At 49.1% G+C, this 22480-nt stretch carries 22 protein-coding genes; 3 read left to right on the plus strand and 19 right to left on the minus strand.

Translation table 11 applies throughout. The annotated features are described in order from the left end of the window. Positions 1–35: 35 nt before the first annotated feature. From KZ483_RS15315 to KZ483_RS15365, 11 genes are all read right to left on the minus strand, one after another. Positions 36–1601 (minus strand): glycoside hydrolase family 43 protein, encoded by a 1566-nt coding sequence (locus KZ483_RS15315; protein ID WP_220348285.1) that lies wholly within the window; start codon positions 1599–1601, stop codon positions 36–38. Between the two features lie 209 nt (positions 1602–1810). Continuing rightward, positions 1811–3406, minus strand: coding sequence for a glycoside hydrolase family 28 protein (locus KZ483_RS15320; protein ID WP_220348286.1), 1596 nt, complete (start codon positions 3404–3406; stop codon positions 1811–1813). A gap of 748 nt (positions 3407–4154) precedes the next feature. Beyond that, positions 4155–5468: an amidohydrolase family protein gene (locus KZ483_RS15325; protein WP_220348288.1), complete on the minus strand. Its 1314-nt coding sequence runs from the start codon at positions 5466–5468 to the stop codon at positions 4155–4157. A gap of 14 nt (positions 5469–5482) precedes the next feature. After that, complete coding sequence (locus KZ483_RS15330; RefSeq protein ID WP_220348289.1) at positions 5483–6748, minus strand: Zn-dependent hydrolase; 1266 nt, start codon at positions 6746–6748, stop codon at positions 5483–5485. Next, positions 6720–8018 (minus strand): imidazolonepropionase, encoded by a 1299-nt coding sequence (gene hutI, locus KZ483_RS15335; RefSeq protein WP_220353467.1) that lies wholly within the window; start codon positions 8016–8018, stop codon positions 6720–6722. The genes KZ483_RS15330 and hutI overlap by 29 nt, the downstream gene beginning before the upstream one ends. A gap of 17 nt (positions 8019–8035) precedes the next feature. Continuing rightward, on the minus strand, positions 8036–9697 hold the full coding sequence (gene hutU / locus KZ483_RS15340; RefSeq protein ID WP_220348291.1) for a urocanate hydratase: 1662 nt from the start codon (positions 9695–9697) through the stop codon (positions 8036–8038). 310 nt (positions 9698–10007) lie between these two features. Continuing rightward, the gene (locus KZ483_RS15345) at positions 10008–10598 is read right to left on the minus strand and encodes a TetR/AcrR family transcriptional regulator (RefSeq protein WP_220348293.1); all 591 of its coding nucleotides are present in this window, start codon (positions 10596–10598) and stop codon (positions 10008–10010) included. Positions 10599–10832: 234 nt separating this feature from the next. Further along, positions 10833–11237: a CBS domain-containing protein gene (locus KZ483_RS15350; protein WP_220348295.1), complete on the minus strand. Its 405-nt coding sequence runs from the start codon at positions 11235–11237 to the stop codon at positions 10833–10835. 14 nt (positions 11238–11251) lie between these two features. Beyond that, positions 11252–11686, minus strand: a complete 435-nt coding sequence (locus KZ483_RS15355; protein WP_220348296.1) for a GNAT family N-acetyltransferase — start codon at positions 11684–11686, stop codon at positions 11252–11254. Positions 11687–12455: 769 nt separating this feature from the next. After that, complete coding sequence (locus KZ483_RS15360) at positions 12456–13115, minus strand: peroxiredoxin-like family protein (RefSeq protein WP_220348298.1); 660 nt, start codon at positions 13113–13115, stop codon at positions 12456–12458. A 150-nt stretch (positions 13116–13265) separates the two neighbouring features. Further along, on the minus strand, positions 13266–14249 hold the full coding sequence (locus KZ483_RS15365; RefSeq protein WP_220348300.1) for a helix-turn-helix transcriptional regulator: 984 nt from the start codon (positions 14247–14249) through the stop codon (positions 13266–13268). A gap of 346 nt (positions 14250–14595) precedes the next feature. Here KZ483_RS15365 and KZ483_RS15370 point away from each other — a divergent pair, with 346 nt between their 5' ends. After that, on the plus strand, positions 14596–16152 hold the full coding sequence (locus KZ483_RS15370) for an OmpL47-type beta-barrel domain-containing protein (RefSeq protein WP_220348301.1): 1557 nt from the start codon (positions 14596–14598) through the stop codon (positions 16150–16152). A gap of 246 nt (positions 16153–16398) precedes the next feature. On the opposite strand, the gene KZ483_RS15375 is transcribed toward KZ483_RS15370, so the two are convergent. Together KZ483_RS15375 and KZ483_RS15380 are read right to left on the minus strand one after the other, a co-directional pair. Next, positions 16399–16770 carry a hypothetical protein gene (locus tag KZ483_RS15375; protein ID WP_220348302.1) on the minus strand — a complete coding sequence of 124 codons (372 nt, stop codon included), beginning with the start codon at positions 16768–16770 and terminating at the stop codon, positions 16399–16401. 101 nt (positions 16771–16871) lie between these two features. Beyond that, positions 16872–17054, minus strand: coding sequence for a hypothetical protein (locus KZ483_RS15380; protein WP_220348304.1), 183 nt, complete (start codon positions 17052–17054; stop codon positions 16872–16874). A gap of 305 nt (positions 17055–17359) precedes the next feature. On the opposite strand from KZ483_RS15380, the gene KZ483_RS15385 reads away from it, so the two are divergent. Further along, the gene (locus tag KZ483_RS15385) at positions 17360–17578 is read left to right on the plus strand and encodes a hypothetical protein (protein WP_220348305.1); all 219 of its coding nucleotides are present in this window, start codon (positions 17360–17362) and stop codon (positions 17576–17578) included. Between the two features lie 70 nt (positions 17579–17648). Here the strand turns inward: KZ483_RS15385 and KZ483_RS15390 are convergent, their stop codons facing one another. Beyond that, entirely contained in the window at positions 17649–17825 is a 177-nt protein-coding gene (locus tag KZ483_RS15390) for a hypothetical protein (protein ID WP_220348307.1), read from the minus strand. A 182-nt stretch (positions 17826–18007) separates the two neighbouring features. On the opposite strand from KZ483_RS15390, the gene KZ483_RS15395 reads away from it, so the two are divergent. Then, a complete protein-coding gene (locus tag KZ483_RS15395; RefSeq protein WP_220348309.1) occupies positions 18008–18514 on the plus strand; it encodes a DnaJ family domain-containing protein in 507 nt (168 codons plus the stop codon). 72 nt (positions 18515–18586) lie between these two features. Here the strand turns inward: KZ483_RS15395 and map are convergent, their stop codons facing one another. The 5 genes from map to KZ483_RS15420 all read right to left on the minus strand — a co-directional run bounded on the left by map (position 18587) and on the right by KZ483_RS15420 (position 22479). Beyond that, entirely contained in the window at positions 18587–19333 is a 747-nt protein-coding gene (map, locus tag KZ483_RS15400) for a type I methionyl aminopeptidase (RefSeq protein ID WP_220348311.1), read from the minus strand. Between the two features lie 4 nt (positions 19334–19337). Beyond that, on the minus strand, positions 19338–19940 hold the full coding sequence (locus KZ483_RS15405; protein WP_220348312.1) for a TetR/AcrR family transcriptional regulator: 603 nt from the start codon (positions 19938–19940) through the stop codon (positions 19338–19340). A gap of 166 nt (positions 19941–20106) precedes the next feature. Further along, positions 20107–20538: a GNAT family N-acetyltransferase gene (locus tag KZ483_RS15410; RefSeq protein ID WP_220348313.1), complete on the minus strand. Its 432-nt coding sequence runs from the start codon at positions 20536–20538 to the stop codon at positions 20107–20109. A gap of 33 nt (positions 20539–20571) precedes the next feature. Then, positions 20572–21057 (minus strand): hypothetical protein, encoded by a 486-nt coding sequence (locus KZ483_RS15415; RefSeq protein WP_220348314.1) that lies wholly within the window; start codon positions 21055–21057, stop codon positions 20572–20574. Between the two features lie 195 nt (positions 21058–21252). Continuing rightward, positions 21253–22479, minus strand: coding sequence for an RNA polymerase sigma factor (locus tag KZ483_RS15420; protein ID WP_258881270.1), 1227 nt, complete (start codon positions 22477–22479; stop codon positions 21253–21255). Position 22480 lies beyond the last annotated feature (1 nt).

The raw sequence follows: 22480 nt of genomic DNA on the forward strand, positions 1-22480 counted from the left end.
AAGGCGGGATATTTGCCGGTAAATCCTCGCTTTGTCTATAAACCGACATATTCAAAGTAGTCGAAATCGGCATAGTTCGAGCTTGCCGATCCGTTACCGCTTGCAAAAATACCGATATACGTCCCTACGAAGCCACCCGCTTTATCCGAGCTCAACACAGTACCGTCGGCGTTTTCAACGATCGTCTCCCACCGCCCTGATTCCGTCGCGAAATCGAAGCGCAGCGATTGACCGATCGCTTCGAATTGCAAATAAAGCTTGCCCGGGGGAACGACTTTGGAGCCAAGCACGGTCTCCTCACCCTGCTCTCTGCATACGACCCGCACGACAGTTTGATCCTCACCACTCAGGCCGCATTCGAACCGGTATTGGAAGTCGTGGTTCTGCAGCGCCACAAGCCCTGCCGTCTCAGATGGTCCATTCGGCGTAAACTCCACAGAAGTTCTCACCGCGAAGTAAATATGCTGCTGCCTGCGTCCGACGAAGCTCGGATTCAATTCCTCAGTCATCGACTCCGGCTTCAGCCGTAACCGGAGATGGCCGGGGCGTTCCGACAAGCTCCAGAAGTCTCCCCTCGGCGTCCGGATGAAATTCCACCGATCTTCCAGCACCGGAGCATCGAAGTGGTCACAGGCGGACAGGGATGGCCAGCGCTTCTCGGGCAAATTTGGCCGGGTCATTTCCCACTCGACGATGCCTTTCCCCGGGTTCACGACAGGCCATCCATCCTCCCATTGAACAGGAACCAGGAACGTCTCGCGCCCCATATTTCGATGGTACCCTCCATAAGGGCGTGAAGCGATACAAACCATCCACCATTCCCCGCACTGCGTCTCTATGAGGTCCGCATGACCGACATTAACGATGCCGTACTGCTTGCCCAAGTGCCGGTGCGTCAAGATCGGGTTCATTTTGCACGACTCGTACGGTCCGGTGACATTCTCGCTGCGTGCGACTGTTACCGAATGGGTGAACCCCGTACCGCCTTCAGCGATTACCAAGTAGTAGAAGCCGTTGATTTTATAGAGGTGCGGACTCTCTTGGGCATGAATCTGCTTCAAAGCGCCGTCCCACAAGCTGAATTTCGGGCCGGTCAGCTGCTTCTCCTCCAGGTCCAGCTCCTGCAGCCAAATTTCCATATGCTTCGGATACTGCTGCCCCTCCGGCGGGACCCGGTTACCGGTATAATAAACTTTGCCGTCATCGTCAAACAGCAAGGAGGGATCAATGCCTGGAGCATCATTCAGCCAGTTGGGATCCGACCAAGCGCCCGCCGGTTCCGTGGCTGTGACATAAAAATTCCTTCTCGCGCCGGTAGCGCTTTCAACGAATGTCGTAATCATATAGAATACGCCGTTATTATACCGTATCGTTGGAGCATATATCCCGCGGGAAGTCGGGGTGCCGTCCAGATTCAATTGCGAAGGACGGTCGAGTACATGTCCAATTTGTCTCCAGTTCACTAAATCGTGACTGTGGAAGATCGGCACGCCAGGGTAATATTCGAATGTTGACGTCACCATATAATAATCGTCTCCTACCCGGCAAATGGAAGGGTCTGGATAGAAGCCGGGCAAAATCGGGTTGCGAAACGTATTCATAGAATTACCTCCTAAGGTATGCAGCAGTCCACCGTGAAGGCGATCTTCCCGCCCGTCAGTCTGTACATCATTTCGTTTAACATCCCGGTTCCATCGGGACGGTATATAGATGATACCGCCACGACGAACTAGGATGTGTTGGCAGCCAAAGTGACAATCCTGTTAAAGCAATGAAACAGCCCAATGTACAACGTTCACAAGTAAAACAGTTACCGGGACACGGGACCCGTCACTCTTACGTCGACCCCTGATACTGCGGAAACGGACCGGTGCGTGTCCGCCGTCAACGGGTCGAGGCATTCGATTCGGGCGGACTTTCCGCCTGTCACCGCAAGCATCGTACCGTCATCCTGTCCACCCGCGCCGGCTAAACGGATGATATCCACATCTTGGCTTTGGTGCAGCTTTACGAGCGGGCCTTCCGTCGTGTAAAGGCGGATATCCTCAAGCGTCAGGCGCTTTACATGGTGGCAAACGACGCCTCGGCGTGTAGTGGCAGTGTAATTGTGCACCGATACGCCTTCGAGCGGCAGTTCCGCTAAACCGTTCACAAGAAATGCATGTTCCCCGCCGGTGCAATTAATATCCTTCATGAGAATGTTACGGAATACCGGCGTCTCTTCCGTAACCGGAAAGCTTTCTTCCCGGACCGTTCCCGAGCCTTCCACGCCTTCATAGAAAAGGTTGAAGGAGATCGCATCTCCGGCGATGTCCGTCATATGAATCCGCTCAATAACGATATCTTCAACGACGCCCCCGCGTCCTCTGGCGCTCTTGAACCGAAGTCCGATATCGGTGCCCATAAACGTGCAGTCGCTGATATGCACGCGCCGGACCCCTCCGGACATCTCACTGCCGATCACGAAGCCTCCGTGCCCATGATAAACAATGCAGTTTCTAATAGCGATATACTCGCTCGGAATACCGAGCGCGCGCCCTGCTTCATCTTTTCCGGATTTCATGCAGATGGCATCGTCGCCAACGTCGAATGTGCACGATTCTACAACTGCATGGCGGCAGGAATCTATATCCAGCCCGTCGCCGTTTTGCGCGAACCACGGATTACGCACGGTCACATTGCGGATCGTGAGATGCTCTGAAGCCCAGGGATGCAGATTCCAAGCCGCGGAGTTTTGGAAGGTTGGCCCGTCCAGCAGAATACGGCTGCATTTCCGGAAGCTCAGCAGATTCGGGCGCAAATATTCACGACAGGGCAAATAATCCGCTGCCTCCTGCTTCCCTTCCCGATGAAGCCTATCGAACTGCCCTGCTCCTTCCATCGCTGCCGCAGTCGGCCACCAAACCTCTTCCGCTTTATCGACTATTCCGCCGGAGCGGATCAAGCGCTCCCACTGCATTTCCGTCATCTTCCACCGTTTTACCGGGCGCCACGCTTCGCCTCCGCCGTCAAATACGCCTTTGCCCGTAATCGCGACATGCTCCGCGCCTTCTGCATCCAGCGGGGACTGGCAGCGGACAGACGGTTTCCCTTCAAAATGCGATGAAATGAGCGGGTAATCTTCGTATTGTTTGCTAAACAGCACGACCGCTCCCGCCATCGCATGCAATTCCAGCCGGCTCGTCAGCTTAAGCGGACCGGTCAACCATAAACCCGGTGGTATAATCACCCTTCCTCCGCCCGCATTCGCGCAGGCTTCCATCGCAAGGCAGAAAGCTTGCGTATTGTCGGCCCGGCCATCGCCCGTTGCGCCGAAGTCGGTTAACCATACCGAATGGTCCGGTATTTCGGGAAGCAGTACATCCGGCATTATCCAATTGAGCTTGCTCGTTTTCTGTGATCCCATAGTATTTCCTCTCAATAAGTCAGAATGCGTTTCATTGACCCCCTCATTATAGAACATGAATAATACAACTTTCTTTATCGTTAATTGGTCATATTGATGCAAAATTGAATATATATGTCCAAAATTAAGTGCATTTTACCGAAATTTATAACAAGTCCGACGGCTTCCACACGCGCTGCAAATAGTGAAATAAAAAAAGCCCCAACAGGAAGTCGGGGCAATCTCTGCACTCCAACCCTAATGGCTCCACATGTTCCATCAAGGCCAAAAATGAACACTTTTATTATTGTCTCCCTGCCCTCGTGATGAATTTTAATCTGCTGATACTGAAGTCCATTATGTATTGAATCAGCCCAAGCTTTTGCGCTACTCTTTGTGAGCTTAAGTTGTCCCATGATGTACTGTAAAGTGGTATTTATCCTATTTTTGTTACTTTCCTACTCCATTCAAGGACTACTTTGTCGGCAAATCCTTTTCCTCTGAATTGCTCAATCGTTAACAAACTGACCGCATTACCGTGAGATTTACATCATTGACCCGCGCCAGTTCCATTAATCGCTGCTCGATTTCGTCCAGGAAAAGAAAATTAACGAGGTGCTGTTTCTCAATAACGCGAAGCCACTTCCCATACGGGGTTCTTACCCTGCTCCGCAGACTGTTCACACCAGCGGACAATAAGTCCCTTTATGTTCGGGAAGCTAACTCTGGCAGTTAAAAAAGACACCGGAGTGGTGTCTTCTGCAGACTATTAATTCCACTTTTCAAATAGTCGATCGATTTTGTCGACAATCGATTGTTCCGATACCGTTTGAAGTATTCCCTCTTCAACGATAACTTTTCCGTTAACCACGACTTCCTTAATCGCTCCCGGCTGAAGCGAATAGACAATGTTAGCGAAGAGCTCCCGTTTCGGAGTCAATGAGAGATCGTTCACATCAAGCGTAATAAAATCCGCTTTATAACCCTCTTGGATGATCCCTACAGGCAGCCGCAGCAGCTCCCCGCCGACTTTCGTGCCCATGTCGAAAACCTGTTTCGCATTGATACACGTACCGTCGAGGCGGTTCACCTTTTGCAATAAAGAGCACATTCTCATCTCTTCAAAAACACTGATTCGGTTATTGCTGCAGGCGCCGTCGGAACCCAGTGATATTCTCACGCCCGCTTGAAGCAAGTCTGGAATTCGCGTTACGCCGTCCGATAGGAACATATTGCTTGAAGGGCAATAAGCCAGCGCTGCCTTGCGATCCCCAAGCAGCTTGATTTCCGAGTCGTCCAACCACACCAGATGAATTGCCAGCATCCTCTCATCGACAACGCCAAGGTGGTTCAAATAGTGAACGGGTCTTAATCGGTACTTCTCGAGCGTCTCTTCAACCTCAAACATTTCCTCAGCGACATGGATGTGAAATGGAGTGTCCAGCTCCTGGGCCAAGCGGTGACCGGCTTTGATCATTTCCGGGGAGGCGGCATGCGGACTGTGCGGGGCAGGATGGATGTCAATCATCGGATCGCCTTGGTATTTGACCGCAAGACTTCGCGTTCTTTGCACCGCATCCACTGCCGTCTCCCGGAAACCGGCCGGCGCACCGGCCCAATCGTACATTGTGCGGGCCAGCACGAGGCGGATACCCAAATCCTTGGCTGCCTGAATGACAGCCTCGTCGGTACCATTGCCGCCGTTATGGACGTAGAAGAAGTCACTAACCGTTGTAACGCCGTATTTCAACATTTCGCCGAATGCGAACAGAGCTCCGGTGTATATGGCGTCTTCATCAAGGAGCGGACTATATTTATAGAGAGCCTGGTCGCGCCATTCGAGAAACGGCCGGTCTACGGCAATTCCTCTTAGCAGGCTTTGGAACGAATGATTGTGGGCGTTAACGGTTCCCGGAACGATCGCTTTCTTGCTCCAATTTTTAAGTTTAACACCGGTATATTTCGCTTGTAACGCCTCGGCGTCCCCTACCTCCTTAATCACACCATTGTCCACCAGAATGGCAAGGCCTTTTTGAAATTTATCCTTGTAGTAGATGGATTCCGCTTTATACAGAACTTTCATATCGGTCTCCCTTCTTAACGGTCCAAGCGCCGGTCCAGCTCCAAGATGGTATGGAGCAGCACATTCGATACCTTCCCGATATCATCCATCCGGCTAAATTCTTCAGGGCAATGGCTTTTGCCTCCGATGCTTGGAACAAACAGCATCCCGCTTCTAGTGATGGACGCCATGTGCGTCGCGTCGTGGCCCGCCATGCTTCCAAGCAAATAGTACGGATAGCCGAGTGCAATTGATTGTTCTTGGCTCACTTGAACGATCACTTCATCCATTGGAGCCGGATCTTGATCAAGCATTACTCTTCTATTCACCTTGGCGGCCCGCTTACGTTCAATATCGTGAATTCGGCGCTCCCAGGCCTGTATGACTTCGCGGATCTCATCCCGGCTTTTCCCGCGAATGTCCACAATAAATGCGGCTTCCTCGGGGATGATATTGGCTGCATTCGGCTTTATGCTGATTCGTCCGACCGTCCCGACCGTCTCGCTCGCCGGATGCTTCCGGCATACGTCCTCCAGCGCAAGAATGATTTCGGAGGCCGCCGTCAATGCGTCGCTGCGGTCTTCCATCAGCGTCGTTCCGGCATGATTAGCCTCTCCGCGAACAATAACTTCCTCCCTGTATATGCCCGTAATCGCGGTGACGTTGCCGACTGGAATATTTCGGTTAAACAACCGCTTTCCTTGTTCGACGTGGACTTCAAGATACGCACCTACTTGCCGTGCATTTCGGACGGCAGCCTCAATATGATCCGGATCGCCACCCGCCGTGACGATTGCTTCAGTTAACAGTTGACCTTGTGGATCCGTTACACCGTCGATATGTTTTTTTGTCAGCTTGCCGGTAATGATCCTGCTGCCGAGCGTAGACAATCCGAACGGGTTCGGCTCTTCCGCACTGAATGAGACGAGCTCAAGCGGATGCCTCGTTTGAACGCCATGGTCACCCAGCACGTTCATCACTTCAAGAGCGATCAAGACGCCAAGGGCACCATCATATTTCCCTCCGTTTGGAACTGTGTCGATATGCGAACCGAAAGTAATGGCGGGAAGAGCCGGCTTAGTACCCGCACGTTTACCCCAAATATTCGCGGCCTGATCGACCCGGACTTCCAATGACAGCTCATTAAGCCGTTCTTTCAGCCAATCCCTTGCTTCCAGTTCCGCCGGGGTAAACGCAGTGCGGTCCATACCGCCCCGGTCATTTTGACCGAACTCGGCTAACGCTTGGATGCTGGCTTCCAGCCGCGCCGCATTAATCCGAAGCTTTTCTTCTGTTTGCAATGATTACACCGCCTTGGGCTACGATTTCTCCGTTTTTAATAACCGTATCGACAAGATTGACGGCAAAGTTATATTGAAGCGTCTGGTAATTCGGAGCGTCAAACAGAACCAGATCCGCTTTCTTACCGACCTCAATGCTTCCGATTTGATCCGCTCTATTAATGGCATGAGCCGCATTTATCGTTGCCGCAGTCAGTACTTCGGCAGGTGTCATTCTCATCGACAAGCAGGCAATGTTCATGACGAAAGGCATGGATTGGGTCGGGGAAGAGCCGGGATTGCAGTCAGTAGAGAGCGCAACCGCCACTCCTTCCTCAATCATCTTTCTTGCCCGCGCGGGTTTCTCCATAAGGAATAATGCGGTCGCAGGCAGCAGGACGGCAATCGTATTGCTGCTTGCCAACGCTTGAATGCCGGCATTTGAGACTTGCAGCAGATGCTCTGCGGAAACAGCGCCAACCTCTGCCGCAAGCTCGGCACCGCCGGTTTGAACAATTTCGTCGGCATGGATCTTTGCTGTTAATCCGAATGCTTGGCCTGCTTGAAGAATTTTCCTGGACTGCTCCACCGTAAAGACGCCTTCCTCGCAGAACACATCGCAAAACTCCGCCAGCTTGCGGGCCGCTACAAGTGGAATCATCCGTTCAATAATGAGATTTACAAATTCGTCCGGATTGTCTTTGTATTCGTCGGGTATCGCATGGGCGCCCATAAACGTGGAAACCACGTCGACCGGATGAATCTCGTTCAGCCTGCGGGCCGCTTCAAGTTGTTTGATCTCATCCTGGACCGTCAATCCGTATCCGCTTTTCGCCTCAATTGTAGTTACTCCGTGCAGCAGGAAACGGTCCAGCCTGGCGTAACCTTGTTCAATCAGATGCTCCAAAGAGGCTGCTCTGGTGCTGCGGGTAGAGCTCAGTATTCCGCCGCCTTTTTTCAAAATATCAATGTATTTGACGCCCTGAAGCCTCAACTCGAATTCCTTCTCACGGGTTCCTGCATACACCAAATGAGTATGAGGATCGACGAGTCCCGGTGCGGCCACTTTACCAGAGGCATCGATGGTATAAACTTCGCCTTTAACTGATTCCAGAAATGCCGCGGCATCATTATCGGAACCGACAAAAGCGATCCGTTCGCCGATGAGAACAACACTACCTTTCTCAATAACGCCGATATCGGACATCGCCTTGCCTCTTTTAGGGGCGCTGCCTGCCACTCTCATTGTGACGACCTGAGCAGCCGATTTAATATGCGTAATAGCTGTCATTGTGCCGCCCATTGTACTCAATCCATGCCCGGAATTCGTATGCCGGACGTCTTTGCCGTCCGGATCGCGAGCTCATAACCGGCATCAACGTGGCGCACCACACCCATGCCCGGATCAGTCGTCAATACTCGTTCAAGCCGTTTGGCTGCATCCTCCGTACCGTCGGCAACCACAACCATCCCGGCATGAAGAGAATACCCCATGCCTACGCCGCCGCCATGATGAACCGATACCCAGCTTGCTCCCGCAGCTGTGTTTACGAGCGCATTCAATATCGGCCAGTCGGCAACGGCATCGCTGCCGTCCTTCATCGCTTCCGTTTCCCGGTTCGGAGAGGCGACAGAGCCGGCGTCCAGGTGGTCGCGTCCGATGACAATAGGGGCTTTAAGCTCTCCGGAAGCGACCATATCGTTGATAATTTGCCCGAATTTTGCGCGTTCACCGTAACCGAGCCAGCAGATCCGGGCCGGCAGTCCTTGGAAGGCGATTTTTTCCCTGGCCATGTTGATCCATTTGCACAAATGCTTGTTATGCGCGAATTCACTAAGAATGACTTCGTCGGTCTTATAAATATCCTCCGGATCTCCGGATAAGGCTATCCACCTGAAAGGACCCTTACCCTCGCAAAATTGCGGGCGGATATAAGCGGGTACGAAGCCCGGAAAATTAAATGCGTTCACCACGCCCTCATCAAACGCCACTTGGCGGATATTATTGCCGTAATCGAACGCGACAGCGCCTTTCTTCTGCATCGTAAGAATCGCCTTAACATGAACGGCCATGCTGGCCTTCGATTTGGCAACGTATGCTTGCGGGTGCTCCTTCCGCAGCCGTTCGCCTTCCTCAAGTGTCATCCCTGATGGAAGGTAACCGTTCAGCGGATCGTGCGCCGAGGTTTGGTCTGTAACAATATCCGGGATAAAATTCCGGACTGCCATTTGGGGTAAGATTTCCGCAGCATTTCCGAGCAAACCGATCGATAGCGGTTGACGGGCTTTCTTCGCTTCCACAGCCAGATTGATCGCCTCATCGAGAGACTCGACAAGCTGATCGCAATAACGGGTACCGATGCGTTTCTCGATTCTGGAGCGGTCAACTTCGATGGCGATGACAACCCCTTCGTTCATTGTAACTGCGAGCGTTTGCGCGCCGCCCATACCGCCGAGACCGGCAGTCACAGTTATCGTTCCTTTCAGCGATCCGTTGAAATGCTGCCTTGCACACTCCGCGAATGTTTCGTAAGTACCCTGCACGATCCCTTGGCTTCCGATGTAAATCCAGCTGCCCGCCGTCATTTGACCGTACATCATCAACCCTTTCCGGTCCAACTCGTGGAACGTTTCCCAATTTGCCCAAGCCGGAACGAGATTCGAATTTGCCAGAAGCACCCTCGGCGCGTCTTTATGCGTTCTGAAGATGGCGACCGGTTTGCCGGACTGGATGAGCAGTGTTTCGTCCTCGTTCAGTTCCTTCAGACAAGTGACAATACGATCATAAGCATCCCAGTTTCTCGCCGCTTTACCAATGCCCCCGTATACCACCAGTTTCTCCGGATGCTCTGCTACATCGGGGTCCAGATTATTCATAAGCATGCGAAGTACGGCTTCCTGAATCCAGCCTTTCGTGTGCAGCTCCTTACCTCTCGGTGCTTTTATTTGTACATGATCAGTTGAGCTCATAATAAAACGCCTCCATCTATAACGGAGCATAAAGCTCCTGTCTTTTTCCAATCGTTTGGTTAAGACTTTGAGAGGAACAGGAACGACGTCGGCAGTGATTCACCTCTACCGCATTGATATGCAGAACCGCCTTCTATAATCACTTTCACCGATTTTCGGCCCGTCTCATTTTATTCATATGAGTGTAAACATGACAACACGCATCAATTTGTGACCTGTTTCCTGCAGGTTTTTCGATTCCATTCTCATACCCCGCCTTTCATTATCATAATGTCTGTCTGTACTGACTGACATGCAGTTTATAAAAAAACTAGGGGGTTAAAGCCCTAGTGTATATCTGTACACTCTCTTCTATAAAAGCGTCCAGCGTGACGGATGGAAAATTCTCCTCCGAATCCAGATTATTGAGAAACGCGCCAAAACACGTCATCATAAAGGATAGTGCCTGTATTTCCGGGTTATTCCGGATCAACTTGCCTTTGTCGGACATTTTCTGAAAATAGTCGGTCAGAATTTGCATAAATTGACGAGGGTGCTGCTGAATTCTTTCCCGAAACCCCGGCAAGCTGCCCTCCTCTTTGATGCTGATTGTAATCATTTTCCGGTTGCGATTCATGATCTGATGATACGTTCGGCTGATCAGAAGAAGATCCGTATGCAAATCCCAAACAAGTCTATCCGCAAACAATTTCTTCATTTCCTCGGTATAATGAAAACGGTCGAAAGCTGCTTCAAGAAGGTTCTGCTTGCTGCCGAAACGGCGAAACAGCGTTTTCTCGCTCAGTCCTGCTGCGGCTGCAATCTCTTGGGTTGTGACACCGTTGTAGCCCTTATCCGATATTAAATCGATCGCGGCCAACAGCAGCTTTTCATCGCTGCCCAGATGGGTGCTGATGCTCATCCTCTTCCTCCGTCCCTGTTTGTATGTCAGGACTTACTGTCATTTGAGTTAAAATTAATTTAGCCGTCATAGATTGTCAAGGATATTTTTCCTCTTGATGTGAAATGAAATGGGGCAGGCAATAACATCTTACTTACGGGTACTCTGACTCCCAGCCAGTATTGCAGGAAATACCGGCCGGAATGGGAGTGAAGAGTCCCGCACACGATTTCGCTGCGCGTTTAATTACTAACTTCAATCTGTAATATTTCTGGTGTAATATTCAATAATGTCTTTTCTTCGGATAATTCCGATGAAAACCAATTCATCGTCAACAACTGGAACGAAATTCTGATCTGCGGCCAGGGCCAGCATGTCCTCCATTTGCGCGTTGATCGAAACGCATTCAATATGGATGCGCTTCTTGATTTTGGTTACCGGCACTTCATGCATATTGTCAAAATTAAGGCCAGGCGTATTTTTCAATTTCCATAACAGGTCACCTTCCGATAGGGTACCTATATATTTGCCGTCACCGTCAATAATGGGGATGGCCGTGTAATTGTGATGCTCCAGCTGTTCCATGGCTTCCCGCATGGATACCGAGGATTGGATAAAAGCAACCTCGTCTTTGGGTAATAGAAAAGAAGATATTTGCATTGGCATGAACTCCTTTACTTTGAAGGATCTAAAATTTTTCTCAAATAAACGGCGGATTCCTCATAACCGAGTCCCTTATAGAAGGGTGCGGCCCTTCGGGTTGCCAAGGCAATCAGTCGAGAATTCCTTGATTTTGACCATTTCTCAAAGCTTTCCACTAGCTTAGTTCCAATTCCCAGATGTCGAAATTTTTCTTCCACCATTATTTCCTCTAACCATGATACACGACCATTTGCATAAAAAGTATAATGATCGAAACCTAAGCAGTACCCCGTTAATTTGCTGTCATATTCCGCAATTCTCAGGAAAGCGGATTCATCAGCTAATACTGTTTCAATAGTAGACAAGAATAATTTTTTATTAGTTCTAAATGAGGTTGCAAACCTTTCGGCAAGTATGAATAAATCATCAACTTCTGGCATCTTTAACGGTCTTATAATTATTTCCAAGCTGCCGTACTCCTTTCAATATGTGTCTCCCGATGTGCCAGTGGATGTGCGGTCGAACCCGGGGCATAGGCTTTACCGGACACTCCATAAAATACAAATTATTATACATTATGTAGTTAGTATACTCCGGGTTAACAAATAAAACCGAATTATTGAGCAGCTCCACTACTCATTATGCGGCTTTGAAGTTATCCCAAATAACACCCATCATTATTTATAACCATTATTCTGCTATCGCAAATCAACAAATTATGATGCCGGATTAAGGCGAATGTCCTTCCATGGCAAACGAACAGGACTTATGCCCCCGGGTTGCGTATACTGGCATAGAGATAAAAGCAAAGGAGTTGATTACACGTGAACTTCTGTCCTACCTGCCCAACGCAAACGGTCTATGATCCGCCTGTTTCAGTATACCAGAATTACTTCCACCCACAGCTTGTGCAAGTGATCCATCCAGTCGAAATTGTCAACCAGCACCACTGTGTTCCCGTTTATCAGCACTATAACACTTACTCGGTCAAAGACGTGATGTGCTCCTCCTACGGCTACAGATCAGCAAAACGCCCGAAAAGAAGATAAACCGGCTTGAGCGATGCGCCTTCGGCAGTTTAACCGCCGGGGGCACATTTTTCTGAGAATAGCAATTTCAATAAGTACCATGGATAAAAACCGGTCTGAACCGACAGAAACGGCGAACCCTTCCAAGGTTCGCCGTTTCTTACATAACGCACGTATGAGTCTCAATGAAAAAGCAAGAAATGGGTGATTACAAGGAACGTAGAATGTTCAATACTTCTGCAGGCTCCATCCGTGTTCGATAATCCGGATTCACGCTCGCAGCACTGATCATTCCTTGCTTGTCGATAATATAAGTGGCCGGTACGGGGAGCTCCCAGGAATCGTCGCCATTAAATTTATCCAGCGCAAAACCGAGCGAGCTGTATATCTGATGAAGATTGTCCGGAAGCTTGAACTTTAGATTATACTTCTTCGCTACCCGGTTCCCGATATCGCTTAAGACGTGAAAATTTAATTCGTTTTTTTGCTGATCGGCTAACGAATTATCCGGTGTTAAAGGACTGATAGCCAATAATTGGGCACCTGCAGCATGAATGCTGTCCATGATGCGCTGATACGCCTTTATCTCCAAGTTGCAGAACGGACACCAATCCCCCCGGTAAAAAGTGAGGATAACAGGCCCTTTTGCGATTTCTTCAGACAAGGAAATGTTGTTTCCTTCCTGATTCGCCAACATGAAGTCTGGCGCTTGCACTCCAACTGTCAAGCCTTTGGCAGTGCCCGATTCCCGGAGCTCCGATATTGATCGTTCGAACGCTGCGATCACCTCTTTAGGCAGTGCCTCCAATCCATGCTTTGTAACGGCAGCCAGCTCATCCTGCAATTTCGGGTATTGTAAGCCTTCCAAGAAACCATCTCTCCCTTCACTCTGATGCGCAAATCGTACCATTCTCCCGGGCCAAGTCTCCACCCGCTGACGGAGCCGGTCGCTGGTTAGCGGGATTATTTCGCAGCTTCCAAACAAAAAAACCACTCGAATGAGTGGTAAGTGAAGTGATTATTGAAAAGAACGGGATGAGCGTCGAATCAATTCCCCCGGATTGACACCGTATTTCCCCCTGAAAGCTTCCGCAAAGTGGCTCGGATTGGAATACCCCACCGAATAAGACACCTCAATCACGCTGGTGCCGCCATCTCGCAGCAGGCGGTACGCTTTATACAGACGTTGATCCTTCAAGTAACCGAACACGGTTGTGCCGTACATTTCCTTGAAGCCGATTTTCAGCTTGTAATCATTCAAGCCAATCATTCGGGAAAGCTCAAGTATAGAGGGAGGCTCGATCATCCGCTCCAGAATTATCTCACGCGCTTTTTTAATTCTTGCCGTATCGGTTCTGGACAGCTTGGTAGAAGACGGTTTACCCTCCAGTAGGTGTGAGCGGAAGGCTAAAGACATCAGTTCGAGTACCCTGCATTCCATTTCAAGGTTTCGGAAACCCGGCCCTTTGGCTGTTTGCAGCATCTGCTTAAGAAGGACGGTTGCCGCGGGTTCGATCGTCTCCTGGAACATGCGATAAGGTTTTTTTCCTATGATTCGGTTAAAATCGACCGATCGCGAACCGCCGGCTTCCTCCACAAAGTGATGGAACGTTGAAACTGGGATGGCGACGCTAAGCATTTGAAATGATTTATCTCTGCAGAAATGCATGCTTGCCTCTGCCGGATTGATAAATTGGAGGGTATAGCTGCCGGGTGCCACCAGGTACTGTTGGCCGGAGATCTGGATTTCTCTGGCGCCCTGCAAGCAGTAGCTTAATTCAACCATGGCTGCTTTTGTGTTCAGCTTCAATATGCGGTTGTCTCTGAGCGAGAAATCAGCGATAACCATCCCGATATCTGCACGAGGCACTACTCGGTGAAAGCAGCCAACCCCCATATGAGGGTTAAGCTCCATCTGTTCGGTTCGGTCATCCGTCTTTCTATTCGTTTGGAGACGATCGAAGAAATGGTTAAAGTTATGATGAAAGTCCGGTACTGTCATTGCTTTAACCCCCGTGAGAAATATTACCAAATTATACTCGCTTGCCTGCCATATGACAACCCGGGTCACGTTAAGCGAGGCAGTATGAAAGAAAATAAAACTTCCTTCTTCTCGCTGCTGTGGCTCGGGCGCTCTATTGCCGTTCGACCTTATTCTTCATAGATCCCTCGGCGGTTTATGTTGAATGAAGGAAGGTTTTTTTCATTTCTTATCGAATATAGTATTTTACATATATGTAATCAAATAGTATTTAATAGCAAAGGAGTGATCGGTCAACGTTTGTCCAAGACATAGCACGAAGCTTACGAAGCTCTGAACCAATCAATTATTGCCGGAGGTGTTACCTGTGAAGAAAATAATCATATTGTTCTCCCTTCTCTTTCTTGGCTTACATAGTACCGGTGCCAACGCTGAGGAAGCGATTTCGGACTTCCCGCACAGTTTGATTGACGAGGTGGATGGAAAGATCCTTGATTTAAAGGGTAACCGTATTCTTTTCCTGGATTCAAGCAATACATTAAAGATAAAAGACCGCAGCTCCGGTAATACCACAACGATTGTCCAAGGCAAGGTTCCCCTTGCGGAGTATAGCTTTCTCTCGCCGACAGGCGCCATTTTCCTTGAACAAAGCGGTGATGTTTCTACCAGACTCATGTTTGAATGGCGTGACAACAATCTTGTAAGTTTGGGGAAGGTCTCACGGTCATTGATCGTGAAGGGTAATTATGCCGTCTTCAGCGATCCGGGTTCATCCGTCTACCTGCGGGATTTAAATCAGGGAACAAACAGGCTGATTACAAGCGATGCCTATTATGGCTACGATGTTGGCGAGAACGGACTGGTCGTTTGGGGCGGAAAAGATTTCCGCATTTACAAGCATACAAATGGGAAAACCGCTCAAATTACACCTGCCAATGACAGTTATCGTTACACTTTCCCGCTTACGGATGGCATTAATGTGATCTATAAAGCCGGTTCGGCAAGCAATTCGTACTATGGAATCAAGTGGGATAGAATCGGCCTGCCTCCTACTTTAATCCCCGGTTACTCATTTTCGTATATCGATAATTACTTTCCTTATGCCGACTACCAAACCAATAACGGATATGCCGCGCATGAATATTTCGACGATGGTTATTATACTTCCAATCTGGTTATTATAGGCCGGGAGCGTACGGACGAGAACGGCACTTACGCGGATGGCCACCATCTGCCGCCTTATCCGGATCTAACTGCTTTAGGTCCGCAAGGAGATGCCTTACTTGGGGGCAATAAGTATCACCGGTTCAGTTTAAATCATACTTTCACTTTGCCTTTTAACTCTGCAATAGCTTTCTGGAACGGAAATAATACCTATATTGCGGATGGCGGAAAGTTATACTCCGTAGGCTTCGATGACGATTTCACACCTCCGGTTACCACGGTTAGTGGGCTTCCACTCTACTCGAATTCCCCGGTCACTGCTGTTTTTGCCGCCTCGGACGACAAGTCAGGTGTGAAAGAAACATTCTATAGATTGAATCAAGGCCAAACCGAATCAGGAAGCACACTTACCGTTTCGAACGAAGGCTCATATGAGCTTGAGTACAGCAGCGTAGATGAGAAAGGCACCATTGAATTTACTAAAAGTCAGCATTTCACAATCGATAAAACTGCGCCCGTAACCAAGTACACGGTAACGCCTGTTTATGGCACGGACAAGCCCGTCAAGTATATCAAAGGCTACACCTTTACATTGAGCGCCACAGACGCGCTTTCGGGAGTCAAAGCAACCTATTACCGCGTCAATAAAGGTTCATGGACTATCTATGAAAAACCGGTCGCGCTATCCGGCCAGGGAGATCAGCAGTTCGAGTTCTACAGTATCGATAATGCCGGGAATGCCGAATCGCACTCGTCTTAAGACGGGGGTCACAGGACTTTGCAGGCAGCTTCTACAGTGTAAATATAGATTCTTGGGTTCAGCCGTCTGCTGTTTGCAGCCGGCTTTTCATACAGCACAGATAATGTATGGGGGGATTGCAATTATTCTGTTGACGGGCTTCACACTGCCCACGCACCTAAGCGATAAAAAAATATTCCGGACGCAAGGATCGGGCATCCGGAAGGCTACAAGTTGAATATGTCTTTTAATTTGCAGCTCCTCTCATTACCTGTTCCGGCGCCACCCGATACCGGTTTGAACGCCGACGCCATGACTGCCAAGATGACCTCCGGCTTGAACGCCGACGCCTTTGCCGCCAAGGTAACCGCCTGCTTGAACACCTACACCATAACCGCCGAGGTGACCGCCCGCTTGAACACCTACACCTTGAGTGCCCAGATGTCCGCCTGCCTGAACGCCAACAGCATGACTGCCAAGGTGACCGCCTGCTTGAACGCCGAACCCATGGCCTTCAAGATTCCCGCCATAATGTTCTCCTTGATAAGTGTACCCTCCAGGCATCGGATAGAGGTAAACATATGGGAAAATCGGGTGAGGATAGCGGAAATACGGATACATATAAGGATCATATACCATTTAGTAAACCCCCATTCAGCTTGTTGCTTCAGCCTATTCACAATCGGGGAGGCGTGATACTTGCCCCGAGAAATTGGGCTGCAATTTGGCCGCTGGGACGCTCAGGCCTCACCTCCAGGCCTCTTGAGAGCTTCTTGATACAGCACATCAATGTCTTCCCGAAGCTGTGCGACCCATTCGCGGCTGAAGGAAGCTTTCAGTCCGAGTATACCAGGACCATATAAGGCGCCCATTATTTCAGCGGTTTCAAACTCAGCAGCGGGAACCCCTGGGATTCTATTCATACACTTTCCTCCTTGGCTGTGTGGCTAATTTCTTGCACAGATAGAACAAAGTTCTTTCTACAAATAAATTGTAATCAAAAAACCGTTCTCCAAACACGACATAATTTTATTAAAGATGGACGATTTATTAGTGCATTTCTGTTTCCCCTGGGTTAAATACGAGTCAATCTCCTGTTAAAGGAGCGGCTGTTCAAATTCCGGGAAGTTGCGCTTCCTGGGTCACTTGGAAATTCAGGATAAATTTCTCATAATGCGGAAACCTACAATAAGCTGCAAATCAAACAAAAGGAGGGAACTCCACTTTTATGCAATTCGATGTTTCTCTCGTAAACAGAGTGGCCAAGGAAATCGAGGAGTCGGGTCGGCGTATGCAGGACTATGTAAATTCGCCGCGGGAGCTTACAGAGGAAATGCGCAAAATTCAAAGCTCCCTTAATAGTATCCAGTCTTTGACGCAAGTCGACCAAGCGGCAGGAAAGAATGCAAATACGGCACAAAATGTGCCAGACCAGAACCAGAGTTGACGCTGCGCGTCAGTATAACAAATAAAATCCCCCTGAACCTGGGGGATTTTATTCCAATATCGGCAAGATATCAGGCGATATTGCTGAAATCCCCGAACATTGGCCTCCATCGTTTCACCGAGCCGGCCCCTCCGAACACATATCCAAATGGACCTGCCACGAGCATTTCCCCTGCCATTGCTTCCCATTCCGAGAAGGAGACTGGGAACTGCTTGGAACGTTCATCGCCGCTTTGATAATACCCCATCCGAATCTCTTCGCAGGTCACAAACTTTGTTGACCGATTTTCTAAATTCAAAGAATCTTCAAATAATGAAGGCCGCAGTCTTTACGATTATTGTAAAATTGTCTTATACAGCAGGCAGATGCATATCCGCTCCGCAGCGAGTTTTGAACCAAAACGGTTTAACTAATCGGAGGTGGTCAGGTATGTTTTCCTGGTTTCAAAGAAATAAGAGTAAACAGCAAAATGCAGATGTGGCGAAGACTCCAACATCAGCATTTGTTGAGTCCGAACCGGTTGTTGAAACGGAAAGTGATGAGCCTGCTGTCGGACCAAAACAATTTTGGAATGCGGGTATATCCGTGCATGATTGGGTCGGTGAGATTTACAATGAACAATTGAAAAAAGGCGCATTTGACAACCTTCCCGGTAAAGGAAAGCCAATTGAAGTTCCATCAGGGGACATCACAAACAGCATTTTCAATAATGCCAATGTCATACCGGGATGGTTGACGCTGCAGCATGAAATAAGGGATGAGTTGCACCATTTAATAACTTCGTTAAATGAAAAGGACGAAAGCCTGATCAGTCCAAAGATTGATGACATTAATAAAAAGATAATGAAATACAATAACATGGTTCCTAGCCCGATTTTGCAAAAGCGGAAAATTTCCCGGGATAACCTGGAGCAACAACTGAAGCTGTGGCTTTAAGCAAAAATTCATTCGGTTGGTTTGGTCTGTTTTACGAACAAGCTGACGACGAGGGCGGCGATAAAACGACGACTACTGCTGGGTCAGTATGACCGGGCCGTCTCCAGTGATCGCGACGGTATGCTCAAACTGTGCGGAGAGCGACCCGTCAGCGGTTCTTGCAGTCCAACCGTCCTCATCGATCGTCATATAATGCTGTCCGGCATTGAGCATCGGCTCTATCGTGATGACCATGCCTTCCTTCAAACGGAACCCTTTGCCGGGGGTTCCGACATGAACAAAATTCGGTTCCTCGTGCAGCGCCCTGCCGACGCCGTGGCCAAGAAGATCACGTACGCAGGAGAAGCCGTTTTGCTCCGCATGTACCTGCACCGCGTGCATCACATCGCCGATCCGGTTGCCGATGACGGCTTTTTCGATCCCAAGATATAAGCATTCCTTCGTTACCCGCATCAGCTTATTTGCTTCCTCAGACACCCGGCCGACCGCATAGCACCATGCCGAATCGCCCACCCAGCCCTCTGCTTCGGCGACAATGTCGATTTTCACGATATCGCCTTCTCTCAGTGGTGTCCGGTTCGGGAAACCATGTGCAATAACATCGTTGACTGAGGCGCATGTTGCAAACCGATAGCCTTTGAAGCCTTTTGTATACGCCTTGGCTCCGTTCTTCTTCAAAAATTGCTCTGCGAACTCTTCTATTTCAAGCGTCGTAATGCCGGGACGGACCATACCTGCCAGCTCCCTGTGAAAAGCTGCGACGATTTGACCGGCCTTCTTCATTTCTTCGATTTGGGTCCTAGTTTTCAGAACGACCATTAGTTCAGCTCTCCCTCTTCCGGATGCCCGAAAATAATATATCGATAACATCGAGTGAGTCCGGTCCGGATTGCCCTCTGTGATGAATGTGCAAAGTGGCGCAGCCGACAATAGACCCGAATATGAGATTTGCAAGTTTCTCCGGCGCTTGTTCGGCCGTTTCTTGTCTAATCATCTCGACAAGCGGCAGATAGAGCCTTTCTTGAAAAACTGCCATGAGCTTCTGGAAACGGTTTCCGGGCATTTGATGAAAGTTATCCGCAATCGTTTTGAGTAGTATAAAGACCGACGGGTCTTGGATGCACTTAAGAAACAGCAGCCTCGAGTACAACTCGGCTCTTCCCATATCGTTGCCGTTCCCTTCAATGGCGGGGAGAACTGCCGACTCCGCGAGGGACAGCGCACTCCACAACAAATCCTCCAAGAGCATATGTTTATTTTTGTAGTAATGATAAACCGTTCCGTAGCCAAGCTCCGCCTTAACGGCAACGTCGCGGACTTCCATATGTATGCCCTTCTCCAGGTACACATCCGCGGCCGCCTGCATGATCTGCCTCATGCGCATCTCGCGGATCGCTTCATTTTGTTCCTTCGTACGGGGTGACATGGCACAGCTCCTTTTTTGACCTACTGATATGTCGATTTAAAATCACAATACAACATTTATCACCCAGGATCAAGTGAAATGAGTTTACCTTCTATTTTGCAATCACCTTTATGTCCAAATTGGATGACGGCTCCTTTGTATATCATTCTTGGTAAGATTCATACCTCTAACCTTCTGCAACTAATCCCGATGGATATACACATTCAAAGCGCTCGACTCCGGGGTATTTTTCTCCCAGACTCATTATCGCAAACCCGAATTTTCTATAGAAACCAACAGCATCTTTATCGGTTTCCGCCTTGATTCTTACGGTCTTTCTTGTTTGGATAAACTCGTTCAGCATATAGCTGCCTATTCCATTGCCACGATATCCGGCTTTAACTGCAATGTGCTTTAGTTCCACTTTTTCAATTGATTCGTAGACGACGCCAATTAATCCAACCAACTCATTATTATTTATATATCCGAGAAGTTCTCTGGAATCACTTTCCATATATTTGTTAAGTTCTTTTTCGATTCTTTCATCATCTGGCCACATACACTGCGCTATCAGACGCTTCACTTCGCTTCTATCTTTAAATTCCTTTAAATTAATCAACTGGAACACCATCCTTGTAAGATAAGGTCTTTATTAGAATGATCCTATGGCTCCTGCAAGTTGTGCACCATTCAGTCCGGTGGCTTCTTGCATCAGTTTCCAAAATGAATCTTTAGTTCGGTAAGCATCTTTCCCCTTAACACTTATAAATTGGCAGCCTCCACCATCTACATTAACGAGAAATACTTCTTTCCCATTTTCATAGAAAGTCATGTCATACGATATGCCAAGATCATTAGGGCATGAGATAACAACATTTTTGGGAACGCTTTCTGAGTCCAATAGATTAACGTAGATTTCTTCTGTTAATTTCTTATCATTTACCTGGTATCGTGCAGGAGGCTGGTGCTTAACTGATTGCAACTTACCTTTTCTTTCGATAGTCAGGCGTGTTGGATGAAGTTTTTCCAAGCTGGCTGAACCAAGTTTCGGATGAGCAGCTGCTGAAACTCCCGAATGTGGTGAATTAGAACACGCTGTTAAAACGAAGAATAATAGAACAGACAAAATAATTTTCATCGCGATAATCCTCCTATTAGTCAATATAACTTCTCCAAATACAGTCACTACCCATATTGACGTCAAATCGGAGGGAAATGTTCTTTCATTTTTCTAGGTTGAGAAATAATAAAGCCACAATTCCATTGTCTAAAAATGAAAAACGAACAGGTCATACAAGTGGGATCATTATTATCCACTTATTTGACCTGATCATTACACTCGGCAAGCTTGTTCCTTGAGAAAATCCCGGATGGATGGATCCGTGCACAATCCAATCGCACGGCTATAAGCAGCACGGGCTTCATCGTATCTCTGCATTCGCTTAAACAAATGGGCGGTTAGAGCCCAATAAGGCTGATAGCTCTTGACCGCATCGTCCGGGATGGCTTCAAGCAGCGTCAAGCCCCAATCGGCGCCGCGCGCTTCGGCGACTGCGGCGGCTCGGCCGACTAATGCGCCGATAGTAGGCGCAATTGCTACCAGCCCCTCATATAGCAGAGCAATCTCTTCCCACTCGGTACGGCCGGACCATGCACGCTGGGCATGTACCGATTGAATCGCTGCCTCGAGCTGGAAGCGTCCGATACTGCCTGCCTGCGCGGCACTGCCCAGACAACGCTCCGCCTCATTGATAATTCGCTGCGACCACAGCGAGCAATCCTGCTCCAGCAGCGGAATGTAGTTCCCTTTTTGATCGCGGCGCGCGTCACGTCGCGCCTCGCAATACAGCATCAACGCTAGCAGCCCTTGCACTTCAGGCTGGCCGGGCATAAAGCGAAGGAGAAGTCTAACCATGTAAACAGCTTCTTCGGCTAGTCCCTTACGACGCGGTTCTACACCTGCCACATCGTCCCAGCCGCTGCCATAAGCAGCATAAATGGCTTCAAGCACTGCGTTAAGACGATCCGGCAATTCATTCTCGGCGGGAAATTCGAACTTGATGTGTTTGCCACGGAGTTTCATTTTCGCACGGCTGAGCCGCTGTCCCATTGTCGAAGGTTTTACGACAAACGCGGATGCAATGCGGGCAGCGTCTATACCCAGCACAGTTTGAAGCATAAGCGGCGTTCGCACGTTAGGTTCGATTTCAGGGTGTGCGCAAATAAACAGCATCCTCAGTCGCTCATCAGGAAGCGCATCATCGGAGCTCGACAATTCACGTGCTTCTTCCGCAATTGCGAGCAGATCAGGTGCGGCCTTTGCATGCACGCGGGCACGACGGGCACCGTCAATAAGCCGCCGGCTAGCTGTAGTAAGCAGCCATGCTTCTGGCTTGTCCGGCACTCCAGAATGAGGCCATGTTTCTAATGCAGCAAGGAAGGCATCGGCAAGCGCATCTTCCGCTGCGGCCAAGTCGCGCCAGCGAACTGCCAAGTACGCGACTAGGCGGCCATAGGAATCGCGGGCCGCCTGTTCAACTACATAGTGAGTGTTCATCATA

It is taken from the genome of Paenibacillus sp. sptzw28, from assembly GCF_019550795.1.
Taxonomy (GTDB): domain Bacteria; phylum Bacillota; class Bacilli; order Paenibacillales; family Paenibacillaceae; genus Paenibacillus_Z.

Bases quoted from the DNA above. Each gene is read 5' to 3' on its own strand.
- KZ483_RS15315 (WP_220348285.1), bottom strand. From the start codon at position 1,601: ATGAATACGTTTCGCAACCCGATTTTGCCCGGCTTCTATCCAGACCCT.
- KZ483_RS15320 (WP_220348286.1), bottom strand. From the start codon at position 3,406: ATGGGATCACAGAAAACGAGCAAGCTCAATTGGATAATGCCGGATGTA.
- KZ483_RS15325 (WP_220348288.1), bottom strand. From the start codon at position 5,468: ATGAAAGTTCTGTATAAAGCGGAATCCATCTACTACAAGGATAAATTT.
- hutI (WP_220353467.1), bottom strand. From the start codon at position 8,018: ATGACAGCTATTACGCATATTAAATCGGCTGCTCAGGTCGTCACAATG.
- hutU (WP_220348291.1), bottom strand. From the start codon at position 9,697: ATGAGCTCAACTGATCATGTACAAATAAAAGCACCGAGAGGTAAGGAG.
- KZ483_RS15345 (WP_220348293.1), bottom strand. From the start codon at position 10,598: ATGAGCATCAGCACCCATCTGGGCAGCGATGAAAAGCTGCTGTTGGCC.
- KZ483_RS15350 (WP_220348295.1), bottom strand. From the start codon at position 11,237: ATGCAAATATCTTCTTTTCTATTACCCAAAGACGAGGTTGCTTTTATC.
- KZ483_RS15365 (WP_220348300.1), bottom strand. From the start codon at position 14,249: ATGACAGTACCGGACTTTCATCATAACTTTAACCATTTCTTCGATCGT.
- KZ483_RS15375 (WP_220348302.1), bottom strand. From the start codon at position 16,770: ATGGTATATGATCCTTATATGTATCCGTATTTCCGCTATCCTCACCCG.
- KZ483_RS15380 (WP_220348304.1), bottom strand. From the start codon at position 17,054: ATGAATAGAATCCCAGGGGTTCCCGCTGCTGAGTTTGAAACCGCTGAA.
- KZ483_RS15385 (WP_220348305.1), top strand. From the start codon at position 17,360: ATGCAATTCGATGTTTCTCTCGTAAACAGAGTGGCCAAGGAAATCGAG.
- KZ483_RS15390 (WP_220348307.1), bottom strand. From the start codon at position 17,825: ATGGGGTATTATCAAAGCGGCGATGAACGTTCCAAGCAGTTCCCAGTC.
- KZ483_RS15395 (WP_220348309.1), top strand. From the start codon at position 18,008: ATGTTTTCCTGGTTTCAAAGAAATAAGAGTAAACAGCAAAATGCAGAT.
- map (WP_220348311.1), bottom strand. From the start codon at position 19,333: ATGGTCGTTCTGAAAACTAGGACCCAAATCGAAGAAATGAAGAAGGCC.
- KZ483_RS15405 (WP_220348312.1), bottom strand. From the start codon at position 19,940: ATGTCACCCCGTACGAAGGAACAAAATGAAGCGATCCGCGAGATGCGC.
- KZ483_RS15415 (WP_220348314.1), bottom strand. From the start codon at position 21,057: ATGAAAATTATTTTGTCTGTTCTATTATTCTTCGTTTTAACAGCGTGT.
- KZ483_RS15420 (WP_258881270.1), bottom strand. From the start codon at position 22,479: ATGATGAACACTCACTATGTAGTTGAACAGGCGGCCCGCGATTCCTAT.